At 71.2% G+C, this 13,665-nt stretch carries 11 protein-coding genes; 7 read left to right on the forward strand and 4 right to left on the reverse strand.

Going from position 1 to position 13,665, the window contains the following annotated elements; genetic code table 11:
- Nucleotides 1-29: 29 nt before the first annotated feature.
- Nucleotides 30-1,016 (reverse strand): chorismate mutase, encoded by a 987-nt coding sequence (locus AB0H88_RS00910; RefSeq protein ID WP_357639541.1) that lies wholly within the window; start codon nt 1,014-1,016, stop codon nt 30-32.
- Between the two features lie 286 nt (nt 1,017-1,302).
- Between AB0H88_RS00910 and AB0H88_RS00915 the strand changes: the two genes are divergently transcribed.
- Genes AB0H88_RS00915 through AB0H88_RS00940 form a run of 6 tightly spaced genes read left to right on the forward strand, consistent with a single transcriptional unit; the run spans nt 1,303 to nt 8,102 of the window.
- Nucleotides 1,303-3,048, forward strand: a complete 1,746-nt coding sequence (locus AB0H88_RS00915; RefSeq protein ID WP_357639544.1) for a protein kinase — start codon at nt 1,303-1,305, stop codon at nt 3,046-3,048.
- Between the two features lie 10 nt (nt 3,049-3,058).
- Entirely contained in the window at nt 3,059-4,705 is a 1,647-nt protein-coding gene (locus tag AB0H88_RS00920; protein WP_357639546.1) for a serine/threonine-protein kinase, read from the forward strand.
- Nucleotides 4,702-5,628, forward strand: coding sequence for an AraC family transcriptional regulator (locus tag AB0H88_RS00925; protein ID WP_357639548.1), 927 nt, complete (start codon nt 4,702-4,704; stop codon nt 5,626-5,628). Before AB0H88_RS00920 ends, AB0H88_RS00925 begins: the two co-directional genes overlap by 4 nt.
- 11 nt (nt 5,629-5,639) lie before the next feature.
- Nucleotides 5,640-6,302 (forward strand): AzlC family ABC transporter permease, encoded by a 663-nt coding sequence (locus AB0H88_RS00930; protein ID WP_357639550.1) that lies wholly within the window; start codon nt 5,640-5,642, stop codon nt 6,300-6,302.
- Between the two features lie 14 nt (nt 6,303-6,316).
- Complete coding sequence (locus AB0H88_RS00935; RefSeq protein ID WP_357641961.1) at nt 6,317-6,628, forward strand: AzlD domain-containing protein; 312 nt, start codon at nt 6,317-6,319, stop codon at nt 6,626-6,628.
- Nucleotides 6,629-6,638: 10 nt separating this feature from the next.
- Complete coding sequence (locus AB0H88_RS00940) at nt 6,639-8,102, forward strand: protein kinase (protein ID WP_357639552.1); 1,464 nt, start codon at nt 6,639-6,641, stop codon at nt 8,100-8,102.
- 31 nt (nt 8,103-8,133) lie between these two features.
- Here AB0H88_RS00940 and AB0H88_RS00945 read toward each other — a convergent pair whose 3' ends face one another.
- The 3 genes from AB0H88_RS00945 to AB0H88_RS00955 are packed head-to-tail and all read right to left on the reverse strand — an operon-like array spanning nt 8,134 to nt 9,990.
- On the reverse strand, nt 8,134-9,063 hold the full coding sequence (locus AB0H88_RS00945) for an RluA family pseudouridine synthase (protein WP_357639555.1): 930 nt from the start codon (nt 9,061-9,063) through the stop codon (nt 8,134-8,136).
- On the reverse strand, nt 9,056-9,637 hold the full coding sequence (gene lspA, locus AB0H88_RS00950; protein ID WP_357639557.1) for a signal peptidase II: 582 nt from the start codon (nt 9,635-9,637) through the stop codon (nt 9,056-9,058). Before lspA ends, AB0H88_RS00945 begins: the two co-directional genes overlap by 8 nt.
- Nucleotides 9,601-9,990: a TraR/DksA C4-type zinc finger protein gene (locus AB0H88_RS00955; RefSeq protein WP_225291773.1), complete on the reverse strand. Its 390-nt coding sequence runs from the start codon at nt 9,988-9,990 to the stop codon at nt 9,601-9,603. The genes lspA and AB0H88_RS00955 overlap by 37 nt, the downstream gene beginning before the upstream one ends.
- A gap of 439 nt (nt 9,991-10,429) precedes the next feature.
- On the opposite strand from AB0H88_RS00955, the gene ileS reads away from it, so the two are divergent.
- On the forward strand, nt 10,430-13,576 hold the full coding sequence (ileS, locus tag AB0H88_RS00960; RefSeq protein ID WP_357639561.1) for an isoleucine--tRNA ligase: 3,147 nt from the start codon (nt 10,430-10,432) through the stop codon (nt 13,574-13,576).
- The last annotated feature ends 89 nt before the right edge of the window (nt 13,577-13,665 follow it).

Consider the following 13,665-nt stretch of genomic DNA (forward strand, 5'->3'; position numbering starts at 1 on the left):
GCTCGTCCGCCGCCGTGAGCTCCTCGCCTCTAGGCCGTCGCTTCCGGTTGGGAGCTCCGGCCGTTGGCCGAGCGTTCCTCGGCCAGGCTCAGGCCTGCCTCGATGACGGCGTTCATGATGGGGACCAGCCGGGCCTCGCCCAGTTCGGGGGCGTGCTCGGCCATCCGGGCGACGAGCGCGCGCTCGCGCGCCATGTCGCGGCCCGCGAAGCCGCCTACCGGCTTGAGGGTCTGTACGATCCCGGCGAGCTCGGCGCGGCGCTCCAGCAGCGTGGCCAGCGCCGCGTCGACCCGGTCGATCGCCTGCCTGCACTCGGGCAGCGTGGCGGGCCTCTCGGGACGGACCAGTGCTCCGACGAGCGCCACCGCCTCCTCGGCCAGCCGCACATCGTGCTCTTCCGTCCGGCGGGCGTCACCCGTACCCCCAACGGGGCCGTTCGCCGGAGGGCGGGCCACGATCAGGCCGTCCGCGCCCGCCGCCACCGCCGCCGCCGACAGTCCGAGGTCCGCGCTCACGTCGGCGAGCACCGGCCGCCCCGACGCCGCCCGCGCGGCCCGCAGCAGCCCCAGGTCCAGCCGTCCCGTCTCGCACAGGATCACCCGGTCCTCGCACTCCAGGGCGCAGTAGTCGGCCAGCCCCAGCCACTCCTCCAGCGTCGCCGACGCCCGGCGTTCGACCACCACCGGCAGTCCCAGCCCGGCCACGGCCCGCACCAGCGGGATGTCGCGGGTCCACGCCGCCCCGATGACCACGCCGTCGGCCGCCCCGGCGATCGCCGGCAGGTCGGCCGCCGAGCCCGGCTCGACCAGCGTCACCCCGTCCCGCCGGGCCTCCACCCGGTCCCATCCTGTCGCCCCGCCAGACCTGCCAGACCCGCTTGCCCCGCTTGCCCCGGCCATCCCGGCCATCCCGTCCAGTCCGCGCAGGCTGATCCGGCGGTCGATCACCACGGCCGGGCCGTCGCCCACCCGCAGGCCGCCCACGGTCACCACGTGCCGTTCCAAGGTCGATGACATCTCGGCTCCCCACATCGGCCGGCTCCCCTGGAACCGGCAGGAAATCAAAAAGGCAGAGACGATGGCGTCTCTGCCTGTTGCCGACTCCGGGTGGTCGCTAGCCGACGACCGGCCCTCCCGGAGCCGGCTCGGTAAACACGTAGCGACAAGTCATGTCTGAACTTTACACCGGCCCTCCACCTGCTGGACTCCCCCTCTCACATAGCGGACTAGCCTTCAGGCGAGTCGCCGTTGATCCCTCGCTATGGGAGTATTTCCTGGCCTAGAGGAGGTTACGAGGCCGTTGATGTCGGATCGCAAGCGGGACGGACGCCGCATCGCCGGTCGTTACCAGCTGCAGGAACCCATCGGCAGGGGTGGCATGGGCATCGTCTGGCGAGCCCATGACGAGCTTCTCGACCGCACTGTCGCGGTCAAGGAGGTCAGATACGCCGCCGCCCTGGGTGACGAGGTGCAGCTGCTGAACCGGCGCACGATGCGTGAGGCGAGGGCAGCGGCCAGGTTCGAGCACCCGAACGTGATCGTCGTACACGACGTGATCGAGGAGGACGGCCGGCCCTGGATCGTCATGCAGCTCGTCCAGTCACGCTCCCTGGGAGCAGTGATCAAGCAGGACGGGCCATTGCCGCCCAAGCGGGTGGCCGAGATCGGCCTGGCCGTACTCGACGCGCTGCATCGCGCGCACGAGTCCGGCGTCCTGCACCGGGATGTCAAGCCGGAGAACGTACTGCTCGCCGACGACGGCCGAGTGGTGCTGACCGACTTCGGCATCGCGACGCTGGAGACGGAGACGCAGCTCACGGTGACGGGGCTGGCGGGCACTCCGGCGTTCATCGCGCCCGAGCGGCTCAAAGGGCTGCCCGCACGGCGCGAGTCGGACCTGTGGTCGCTCGGCGCGACCCTTTACACGGCGGTGGAAGGCCGCTCGCCACATGAGCGCGGGATGGCGCTCGCGACCATGCACGCCGTACTGACCGACGAACCGGACCCGGCCCCCCATGCCGGGCCGCTGAGCGCCGTGATCAGTGGCCTGCTGACCAAGGAGCCGGTGCAGCGCCTCGGCTACGAGGAGACCGGGGAGTTGCTGCGGGCCGTCATCACGCAGCAACGGCCACGGAAGTCCCCGATGTCCGCGCCCGCGCCGACCGCGGTGATCCCGCCGGCCGTGGACGAGACCCCGACCGACCCCAACCTGCTGGCCGCGGCCGCCGCCCCACCCGAGACCGGTGCGCGGCTCACCCCGGCGACCGGCGCGCATCCCGAGGAGCCTGCCCAGTCCACCCGGAACGCCGTCCGGCACGACGGCCGACGGTGGGGCCCGATCGTCGCCGTGATCGTCGCGGTCGTGCTCGTGGCGGGCCTGGGCGGCTATCTCGGCCTGCGCTCGGCCACGGGCAGGCCGGAGGACGGGACGAAGTCCGCGTCCGTCACGTCTCCTGCGGGCACCCCTAAGGAGTCGGCCAAGCCGCCCGCGGCGACCGCCGAGCCGCCTAAGGCCACCCCGAGCAGCGCGGCTCCATCCGCCACGCCGTCCGTCAGCCCGTCCGCCACGCCGACGCCGACGCCGACCAAGACGGCCGCCGCGGTGCCCGACGGCTGGAAGATGTACACGAACAAGAAGCTGAAGTTCTCCGTCGCGCTGCCGAAGGGCTGGACGAGGTACCGGCACAGCGGCAACCAGATCGCCTTCCATGGCGAGGGGGCGGGCAGCAACGCGTACATCATGTTCGAGATGACGACGAGCCCCGGCAAGGACCCCGTCAAGGACTGGAAGAATCAGGAGCGGACCGCCAAGTACGGGTTCGGCGGCTACGACAAGATCAGCATCAAGGGGGTCGACTACCGCGGCTGGCCGGCCGCCGACTGGGACTTCACCTGGAACACGAACACGGGCCCGACCAGGGTGCGCAACCGCGGCTTCGTCGCCAACGGCCGCGGCTACGCGATCTACTGGCACAACCTCGAGAGCCGGTGGAAGAAGGACAAGCACTTCTTCGACACGTTCGCCGCGACCTTCACCCCGGCCAAGTAGGCTTCCCTGCGTGGAAAGGCAGGTCAGCAACCGATATAGGCTCATCGAACCGCTTGGCGAGGGCGGGATGGGCGTGGTATGGCGTGCCTACGACGAGCTGCTCGACCGTACGGTGGCGATCAAAGAGGTCCGCTACACGGGCGTCGGTGAGGACAAGCGGGCCGAGCTCAACCGCAGGACCATCAGGGAGGCCAGGGCGGCGGGCCGCCTCGACCACCCCTCGGTGATCGTCATCCACGACGTCGTCGAGGAGGACGGCCGCCCGTGGATCGTCATGCAGCTGATCCGCTCGCGGTCGCTGGCCGACGTGATCCGCGAGCACGGCCCGCTGCCGGTCGCCCAGGTCGCGACGATCGGCGGCAGGGTGCTCGACGCGCTGCGGGCCGCGCACGCGACCGGTGTGCTGCACCGCGACGTGAAGCCCGAGAACGTGCTGCTCGCCGACGACGGCCGGGTGGTGCTCACCGACTTCGGCATCGCCTCGCTGGAGGCCGAGGCAGGTCTGACCGCCACCGGGGGCCTGGTGGGCACGCCCGCCTACATGCCGCCCGAACGCCTCAACGGCGAGCCCGCCCGGCCCGAGTCCGATCTGTGGTCGCTGGGCGCGACGCTGTACGCGGCCGTCGAGGGCACACCGCCGTTCAAGCGGGACTCGTGGGCGGCGACGGTCGCGGCGGTGCTGCGTGACCTGCCCGGGCAACCGGCCAGGGCGGGTGTGCTCGGCCCGGTGATCATGGGTTTGCTGCACCGGGACCCGGCCGCGAGGATGTCCGCCGACGAGGCCGCCCACCTGCTGCGGGCCGCCGCCGCCGAACCCATCGTGTACGGATATGCCGGACATCCGACCCCCCAACCCGGCGGGCCGGTACCAGGCATGCCCGGGTCAGGCGGCTACTCGCCGGGCATGTCCGCCCCTGGTGGGTCCGCCCCAGGCATGACCCCGCCCGGCGGGTTCGGGCCCGCGGGGACCGTGCCCGTGCGGGCCCGTCGGCGCGGGTGGGTCATGGCCGTGCCCGCGGTCGTGATCGCCGTCGTGGCGCTGGGCACGGGCGGCTGGTACGTCATCACCTCCCAACAGCCCCCTACCGGCACGTCCACCCCGGCCCCCACCCCCAGCGCCACCCCGACCCCCACCTCCAGCGAGACGACGCCGCCGCCCACCCGCACCGCCGAGCCGTCCGCGACCCCCACCCCGGCGCGCCTGCCCGACGGCTGGCGCCGGCTCGTCAACTCCACCGGGCGCTTCTCGATCGGCCTGCCGGCGGGCTGGCAGGCCAGGAAGAACCCCAACAGGGACAGCGTCACCATCACCGGCCCCGGCACACCGGGCCAGATGATCGTCGAGTGGACCGTCCCCGAGAAGCCTTCGGCCGACCCCGAGAACCGCTGGGTGGAGCTGGAGAAGGAGATCCAGGCCAAGGGGGAGTTCCAGCGCTACAAGCGGATCGGCATCCGGGCCACGACCTACCTCGGCCGGCCGGCCGCCGACTGGGAGTTCACCAGGGTGCGCGGCAGCATGATGATCCACGTGATCAACCGCGGCTTCCGCACCGCCGACGGCCGCCACTTCGCCCTCTACTGGGACACGGCCGACTCGTCGTGGGATCAGGACCGGCACTACTTCGACGAGTTCGTCAAGACGTTCAGGCCCCAATGAACGACCCGGCGAACGACCCGGCGAACGGCGTGGCGAACGAGGCGGCGAACGACCGGGCGAACGGCGTGGCGAACGAGGCGGCGAAGGAGCGGGCGCGCTTCTGGCGTCACCCGGCGCTCCCCCAGCTGGACCTGCTCAAGGCCCACTACGTCACCCACCGCTTCACCCGGCACGTGCACGACGGCTACGCGATCGGGCTCATCCTCGACGGCGTGGAGGAGTTCGACTACCGCGGCCACCTGCATCGGGCGGGCGCGGGCGAGGTGGTCCTGGTCAACCCGGAGGCGGTGCACACCGGCCAGGCGGGCACGGCGGACGGCTGGTCGTACCGGATGCTCTACCCCTCGGTGGAGGCGCTCTCGGAGCTCGCGGCCGAGCTCGGCCTGCCGTACACGACGCCGTACTTCCCCGAGCAGGTGGTGCGGGACCGGGCGGTCGCGGCGCTGCTCGGCCGGGCGCACCTGGCCGCCGAGCGCGGTGACGCGCTGGCCGCCTCGTCGCTGATGCGCGGCTTCTTCGCCCGCCTGCTGATCCGGCACGCCACGCCGCGCCCGTCCGCCGTCCTGCCCGCCGAGGGCGGACGGGCGGTCGCCGAGGCGCTGGACGTCCTGCACGAGAGCCTGGTGGACCCGCCGTCCCTGGACGATCTCGCGCAGGCCGTCGGGGCGCGGCCGTTCCCGCTGCTGCGCGCCTTCAAGGCTGCGACCGGCCTGCCGCCCCACGCCTACCTGATCTCCATGCGGATCCAGCGGGCCCGCCGTCTCCTGGACTCCGGCGTCCGGCCGGCGCAGGTGGCCGCTGAGGTGGGCTTCACCGACCAGGCCCACCTGAACCGGCACTTCAAACGCATCGTGGGCGTACCACCCGCGGCCTACCAACGGTCAGCAGGAACGTACAAGACCGGCGATTTCCACTTCACCTAGCCTCAAGTCTCATGGGACAGACAACACACCGTTCCGCCGCAATACGGGACGGTCTTGGCGTGGGCCTGGCCGTGGGGCTGTCCGGGCTCGCCTTCGGCGCCGCGGCGATCACCGCGGGCCTCAGCGTGGCGCAGGCGTGCGTGCTGAGCCTGCTGGCGTTCACCGGCGCCTCGCAGTTCGCGCTGGCCGGCGCGGTGGGCGCGGGCGGCGACCTGGTGTCGGCCGCCGCGGGCGCGCTGCTGCTGGGTGGCCGCAACACCCTCTACGGTCTGCGCCTGGCCGACCTGCTCCGGGTACGCGGCCCGCGCCGGCTGCTCGCCGCGCAGGGCGTGATCGACGAGACCACCGCCGTCACGCTCGCCCAGCCCTCGCCCGAGGCGGCGCGCACCGCGTTCGCGACCACCTTCGCCAGCCTGTACGTCACCTGGAACCTCACCACCCTGGCCGGCGCGCTCGGCACGTCGTTCCTGGGCGATCCGGGCATGCTGGGGCTGGACGCGGTCGGCCCGGCCACCTTCCTGGCCATCCTGTGGCCGCGCCTGACGGGCAGCGCCCAGCTCAGGTGGCTGGCGGTGGCCGGCGCGGCGGTCGCGCTCTGCGCCACGCCGTTCTTCCCGCCGGGCGTGCCGGTGCTGCTGTCGGCGATCGTCGTTCTGGCGGTGCTGGTCCGATGAGCGGCGCTGGTCCGATGACGCTGTGGTGGGCGATCGCGGCCGTGTGCGCCGGGTGCTACGCCCTCAAGCTGGCCGGGCTGGCGGCACCACGCAGGGTGCTCGACCACCCCCGGGTCCGCCGCTTCGCCGAGCTCGTTCCCGTGGCGCTGCTGGCCGCCCTCATCGCGGTGCAGATGTTCACCGAGCACGGCGAGCTCCACTTCGACGCCGCCCGCACGGCCGGGCTGGGCGCGGCCGTGGTCGCACTCCTGCTGCGCGCCCCATTCCTGGTGATTCTGGCGACAGCAGCCATAGTGACCGCGCTTGTCCGGGTTTTTATCGGGTAGACGGCGGAGCATGTCCGATTCTGCGCTGCTGGTCGGCGGACGTTACCGACTGATCAGGACCATCGGCCAGGGTGGGATGGGAACCGTTTGGCAAGCCCACGACGAAGTACTCGGCCGAGATGTGGCGGTCAAAGAGATCCATCCCCCTCCTGACCTGACCGACCCCGAGCGAGACGTCTTCTCCGTGCGTACCTTCCGCGAGGCCAGGGCCGCGGGGCGGGTGGCGCATCCCGGCGTCGCCGCGGTCTACGACGTGCTCGAAGAGCACGGCCATCCGTGGATCGTCATGCAGCTCGTCCACTCGCGCACCCTCGGCGAGCTGGTACGCGAGGACGGGCCGATGGCCCCGGCCGAGGCGGCCGACATCGGGCTGCAGTTACTGGAGGCGCTGCGGGCCGCGCACGCCGCCGGGGTCCTGCACCGCGACGTCAAACCGGACAACGTGCTACTGACCCCGGACGGCCGGGCGGTGCTCACCGACTTCGGCATCGCCACCACCGAAGGCGAGGCGCCCGTCACCAGGACCGGGGTGCTGCTCGGCACGCCCGCGTTCATGGCGCCGGAGCGGGCGTCCGGCGGTGAGGCTCAGATCGCCTCGGACCTGTGGGCGCTGGGCGCGACGCTGTACTACGCCGTCGAGGGCCAGTCGCCGTTCCAGCGCCCCCACGCGCTGGCCACGCTGGGCGCGGTGCTGCACTCCGAGCCCGCCCCGATGGCTCGCGCGGGCATGCTGGCCCCGGTCATCCTCGGGCTGCTGCGCAAGGACCCGGCCGAGCGGATGGCGCTGGACGAGGCCGAGCAGCGGATCCACCGACTGCTGATCGGCAGCTCTCCGGAGGAGACCGCGCCGGTGTACGTCCCGGCCCCGCCCACGGTGTCCAAACGGGACCCGATGCCGCAAACGGGCGCGATGGCCGGGCCCGGAGCCATGGTCGCGCCCGACCCGGCCGCCGAGCCGGACGTGGTCGCTGAAGCGGCCCCGGCGCGACACAGAAGGCGTCGCAGACCGCCGCTCACCGCGATCGCGGCCTGCACGCTCGCCCTCGTCGTCCTGACCGCGGGCGCGGCGTGGTGGACGAACCGGCAGTCCCAAGCCCGCCAGCCGGTCACGACGGTCCCGGCCGTGGTGCGTACGACCAACGTCCGCCCTTCGGGCCCGACCCCCTCGGCGACGCCCACGCAGACACAGACACAGACGCACGAGCCGACCACCGACCAGAACCAGGAACGGCAGGGCACCCCGCCCTCCAGCCACCGGACCGGCGAGCCCACCCCGGCCCCGACCGGCAGGCCGACGAAGAAGGAGCCTACGAAGCAGCCCACGAAGAAACCAACGAAGAAGGAGCCGACGAAGCAGCCCTCGGCCAAACCCACCAAGAGCAAGACCCCCAAGAAGAGCACCAAGACCTCGGCGAAGGCCAGCGAGGAGCCCACCGACCCCGTCGACGTCCCTCCGGCCGACAACGCCGACTAGGACGCCGTCCCACACCGGGGAAGGGAGCCGGTCAGGACTCCTCGCGCACGATGTCGAGGGCACGCCGCAGGTCATCGGGGTAGTCGGTGGTGAACGTCAGCCACTCGCCAGAGCTCGGGTGCTCGAAGCCGAGCGACACCGCGTGCAGCCACTGCCGGGTGATGCCCAGCCGGGCGGCGAGCGTCGGGTCGGCGCCGTACATCAGGTCGCCCACGCACGGGTGGCGCAGCGCGGACATGTGCACCCGGATCTGGTGCGTACGGCCGGTCTCGAGCTTGATGTCCAGCAACGAGGCCGCCCGGAACGCCTCGATGGTGTCGTAATGGGTGACCGACGGCTTGCCTCCGGCGACCACGGCGAACCGGCCGTCGCCCGACGGGTGCCGGTCGATGGGCGCGTCGACCGTACCCCTGAACGGGTCGGGATGTCCCTGTACGAGCGCGTGGTAGCGCTTGTCGACCGTGCGCTCCTTGAAGGCGCGCTTGAGGTGGGAGTAGGCGTGCTCGCTCTTGGCCACGGCCATGGCGCCGGTCGTGTTGGCGTCGAGCCGGTGCACGATGCCCTGTCGTTCGGCCGCGCCGCTGGTGGCGATCGTGTGGCCGGCGCCGAGCAGGCCGCCGATCACGGTCGGGCCGGTCCAGCCGACGGTCGGGTGAGCGGCCACCCCGATCGGCTTGTTGACCACGACGATGTCGTCGTCCTCGTACACGATCGACATGCCGGGCACCGGCTCGGCGACCGGCATGGGTGTGCTGACCGGCGGGGGGAGGGTCACATCGAGCCAGGCGCCCGCGTGCACCCGGTCGGACTTGGCGGACGCGTGCCCGTCCACGAGCACCTCGCCCGCGACGATCAGCTCGGCGGCGCGGGTGCGGGAGAAGCCGAACAGGCGGGAGATCGCGGCGTCGAGCCGCTCGCCCTCCAGCCCGTCGGGCACCGGGAGACTGCGCTGGTCAGCCACGCTTGCCGCCCTCCCTGGTGCCGTCGATCTGGTAGCCCCGCCAGGCCAGGATCACCGCGAGGATCCCGCCGCAGACGATCGCCGAGTCGGCCACGTTGAACACCGGGAAGTAGTCGATCACCGGGAAGTGTCCGGGCAGCACCTCGATCCAGTCGACCACATGCCCCTGGAACTGCACGGACCTGCCGATCCCTGACGGATAGCGGAGCAGCCGGTCGGTCAGGTTGCCCAGCGCCCCGCCGAGCAGCAGCCCCAGCGTGATCGCCCACGGCAGGCTGCGCATCTTGCGGGCCGTACGGAGGATGGCCACCACCACGCCCGCCGCGATGAACGTGAAGATGATCGTCATTCCGGTGCCGATGCTGAAGGCGGCACCGGAATTGAAGATCACCCGGAACTGCAGCACATCCTGGATGACCACCAGGGGCGCCTTGCCCTCGAGTGTCCGCAGGACGAGCGTCTTGGTGATCAGATCGGCCGCGTAGATCACGACCGCCAGCACGACGAGGACCGCGAAAAGGCGGCCGCGCCGTCCCTCTACCGGCGCTCCTCCTTCTGCTTGCAGGCCACGCACAGCGTCGCCCTCGGGAACGCCTGCAGGCGTTCCTTGCCGATCGGCTTGTGGCACGATTCGCACACTCCATAGGTCCCTGCGTCGATCCGGGCGATCGCACGTTCGTTCTGCGCGACGAGGTCGCGCGCATTCAGGGTAAGGGCGATCTCGCGTTCGCGCTCATACGTCTTGGCACCCGCGTCGGCCTGGTCGTCACCGGCCCCCTGGGTGACGTCACCCGAGGCGATCTCGGACTCATGGCGAAGAATGTCGGCGTTGAGCTCGTCGATCTCGCTCTGCAGCCGGCCGCGGACGTCGGCGAGCTCCTCCTCAGACCACATCGACGGTGTAGCGGTCTGCGTGACTGGCGCCATGGCTACCTCCCCATGCTGGAACAAGGCCGTAAATGGTGCGGGCAGCTTAGGTCCCCCATAACAGAACAGCAAACGACCCGCCGGACGATTTACCTCTCCCGTAATATCCCGCCCCGCTCGTTCAACTCCTCCTCAGAGGTGCCCATTCCCACAACTTTGTCGGAGTTTACGAGTTCACTACCTGCCGACCGCGAACCCGGAAGCTTTGCGGTCCACTCTGCGTTATGGTGTGAAGCTGCAAGGCGTTGATGGGGCCCGTCTGTGACGGACATCACCCCGGAGCCGCCGGAAGAACGGCTCTCACGAGCTCACTAGACCCGGCCGCAGACCAAACGAAGAGGGCCTCATCGAGGTCAAGAAGGGTGGTACCGCGGGGCCGCAAGGCTTCGTCCCTTCACGCTCACCTGTCAGTCAGTGATCGCGTGGAGGCCCGCCCGAGATGTCTTCCCCTTCTTTCCGCCCTCTTCCCGCGCAGGTCGACCTGCCCGCGCTCGAGCGCGAGGTCCTCGATCGCTGGCGGGACGGGAAGATCTTCGAGCGCTCCGTCGAGCAGAACGACGGCAACCCCTCCTGGACCTTCTACGAGGGCCCGCCCACCGCCAACGGCCTGCCCGGCGTCCACCACGTCGAGGCCCGGGTGTTCAAGGACCTGTTCCCCCGCTACAAGTCGATGCGGGGCTTCAGCGTGCCTCGCAAGGCGGGCTGGGACTGCCACGGCCTGCCGGTCGAGGTCGGCATCGAGCGGGAGCTCGGCCTGACCGGCAAGAAGGACATCGAGGCGTACGGCATCGCGGAGTTCAACGCCAAATGCCGCGAGTCAGTGCTGCGCCACGTCGACGCCTTCGAGCAGATGACCGAGCGGATGGGTTACTGGATCGACCTGTCCACCGCCTACCGGACCATGGACCCGTCCTATATCGAGTCGGTCTGGTGGTCGCTCAAGGTCGTCTTCGACAAGGGCCTGCTGTTCCGCGACTTCCGCATCACCCCCTACTGCCCGCGCTGCGGCACCGGCCTGTCCGACCACGAGCTGGGCCAGCCCGGCGGCTACGAGACCGTCTCCAGCCCGTCGGTCTACGTACGCATGCCCGTCACCTCCGGCCCCCTGAGCGAGCTCGGCGCCGCCCTGCTGGTGTGGACGACGACGCCGTGGACGCTGGTCTCCAACACCGCCGTGGCCGTACACCCCGAGGTCACCTACGTCGCGGCCCGTACGGCGGACGGCGAGGTGCTGGTCGTCGCCGAGCCGCTGCTGTCGGTGCTCGGCGAGGGTGCGACCGAGGTCGCCCGCTTCACCGGCCGCAAGCTGGAGCACACCTCCTACACGCGGCCGTTCGAGCTGGTCGACATCCCCGGTGCCCACTACGTGGTGCTCGGCGACTACGTGACGGTCGAGGACGGCACCGGGCTGGTTCACCAGGCTCCGGCGTTCGGCGCCGACGACCTGGCGGTGACCAAGCGCTACGACATGCCGGTGGTCAACCCGATCGGCCCCGACGGCCGCTTCCTCGACGACGTGCCGATGGTCGGCGGCCAGTTCTTCAAGGACGCCGACGAGGGCCTCACCGAGGACCTGCGGGCCCGCGGTCTGCTGTTCCGCGGCGGCCACTTCGACCACAGTTACCCGCACTGCTGGCGCTGCCACACGGCGCTGCTCTACTACGCGCTCCCCTCCTGGTACATCCGGACCACCTCGGTCAAGGACCAGATGCTGGCCGAGAACGCCAAGACCAACTGGTACCCCGACACCATCAAGTGGGGCCGGTTCGGCGAGTGGCTGCGCAACAACGTCGACTGGTCGCTGTCGCGCTCGCGCTACTGGGGGACCCCACTGCCGCTGTGGGTGTGCTCCGCCGACGAGTCCCACGTGACGTGCGTCGGGTCGATGGAGGAGCTGGGCACGCTGGCCGGCCGCGACGTGTCCGCGCTCGACCCGCACCGCCCGTACGTCGACGACGTCACCTTCCCCTGCCCGTCGTGCTCGGCCGAGGCCCGCCGCGTGCCCGACGTCATCGACGCCTGGTACGACTCCGGGTCCATGCCGTTCGCCCAGTGGGGCGAGCGGGGCAAGCCGGAGGGCCTCTACCCGGCGCAGTTCATCTGCGAGGCCACCGACCAGACGCGTGGCTGGTTCTACTCGCTGATGGCCGTGGGCACGCTGGTGTTCGGCCAGTCCTCCTACGAGAACGTACTCTGCCTCGGGCTCATCCTGGCCGAGGACGGCCGCAAGATGAGCAAGCACCTGGGCAACATCCTGGAGCCCATGCCGCTGATGGACGAGCACGGCGCCGACGCGCTGCGCTGGTTCATGGCCTGCTCCGGCTCACCGTGGGCGGCCCGCCGCGTGGGGCACAACGCCCTCGAGGAGATCGTCCGCAAGGTCCTGCTGACGTACTGGAACACGGCGTCCTTCTTCACCCTCTACGCCAACGCCGAGTCGTGGACACCCGAGCGGCTGGCGCAGGCGACCCCCGCGGCCGAGCGGCCGCTGCTCGACCGCTGGGCGCTGGCCGAGCTCCACCGCACGGTGGCCGAGGTCACGGGCGCGCTGGACGAGTTCGACACCCAGCGGGCCGGGCGCCGGCTGGCCGAGTTCCTGGACGACCTGTCCAACTGGTACGTGCGCCGCTCGCGCCGCCGCTTCTGGCAGGGGTCGGCGGACGCGTTCGCGACGCTGTACGAATGCCTGGAGACGGTCACGCGGCTGATGGCGCCCATCGCGCCGTTCGTCACCGACTACCTGTGGGACGTGCTGCGTGGCGAGGGCGCGCCCTCCTCCGTACACCTGACCTCGTGGCCCGCCGTACGCGACGACCTGCTCGACCCCGCGCTGTCGGAGCGGATGGCGCTGGTACGACGGCTGGTCGAGCTGGGCCGCTCGGCCCGCGCCTCCTCCGGCGTCAAGACCCGGCAGCCGCTGGGCCGGGCCCTGGTCGGGGCGCACGGCTGGCCCTCGCTCCCGTCCGAACTGCGTGACCTGATCGCCGACGAGCTGAACGTCCAGGCTCTTGAGGACATGTCCGGCTTCAGCGCCGATCTCGTGTCCTACACCGTCAAGCCCAACTTCCGGGCCCTCGGCAAGCGGTTCGGCTCGCAGACCAAGCTGGTGGCGGCGGCCGTCGGCGCGGCGGAGGCCGCCTCCCTGGCGCCCACCCTCCGCTCCGGCGCCTCTGTCACGGTGGACGTACCGGAGCTCGGCACGGTGTCACTCGGCCCCGACGACGTGATCGTCACCGAGCAGCCGCGCTCGGGCTGGGCCGTCGAGACCGGCGCCGTCGACACGGGCACCGGCGAGACGGTGGCGCTCGACCTGGAGCTGACGGACGAGCTGCGCCGGGCCGGCCTGCTGCGCGAGGTCATCCGCCTGGTCCAGGAGGCCCGCAAGTCGACGGGCCTGACCATCACGGACCGGATCTCCCTGTGGTGGTCGTCCTCCGACCCGGACCTGGCCCAGGCGCTGCGGTCGGGGTGGCAGGTGGTGGCGGAGGAAGTACTCGCCACGACCGTCACGGAGGGAACCGAGGACGGGCTGCCGTCGCACTCGGAGACGGACCTGGGGCTGACGTTCCAGCTGCGCCGCGCCTGACGAGCCGGTTGGGGTGGACCTGAGGTGGGGCGCGTCACCTGGACGCGTCCCACCCCTTTTCGCGTCCCCTCGCTTCACGTCCCCTCGCT

Origin of the sequence: Nonomuraea sp. NPDC050680, assembly GCF_040654555.1 — a bacterium.
GTDB lineage: Bacteria > Actinomycetota > Actinomycetes > Streptosporangiales > Streptosporangiaceae > Nonomuraea.

What these genes read in the sequence shown, in the direction of transcription:
- ileS (WP_357639561.1), top strand. Translation starts at nt 10,430, where the DNA reads ATGTCTTCCCCTTCTTTCCGCCCTCTTCCCGCGCAGGTCGACCTGCCC.
- AB0H88_RS00955 (WP_225291773.1), bottom strand. Translation starts at nt 9,990, where the DNA reads ATGGCGCCAGTCACGCAGACCGCTACACCGTCGATGTGGTCTGAGGAG.
- AB0H88_RS00935 (WP_357641961.1), top strand. Translation starts at nt 6,317, where the DNA reads ATGACGCTGTGGTGGGCGATCGCGGCCGTGTGCGCCGGGTGCTACGCC.
- AB0H88_RS00940 (WP_357639552.1), top strand. Translation starts at nt 6,639, where the DNA reads ATGTCCGATTCTGCGCTGCTGGTCGGCGGACGTTACCGACTGATCAGG.
- AB0H88_RS00930 (WP_357639550.1), top strand. Translation starts at nt 5,640, where the DNA reads ATGGGACAGACAACACACCGTTCCGCCGCAATACGGGACGGTCTTGGC.
- AB0H88_RS00925 (WP_357639548.1), top strand. Translation starts at nt 4,702, where the DNA reads ATGAACGACCCGGCGAACGACCCGGCGAACGGCGTGGCGAACGAGGCG.
- AB0H88_RS00910 (WP_357639541.1), bottom strand. Translation starts at nt 1,016, where the DNA reads ATGTCATCGACCTTGGAACGGCACGTGGTGACCGTGGGCGGCCTGCGG.
- AB0H88_RS00915 (WP_357639544.1), top strand. Translation starts at nt 1,303, where the DNA reads ATGTCGGATCGCAAGCGGGACGGACGCCGCATCGCCGGTCGTTACCAG.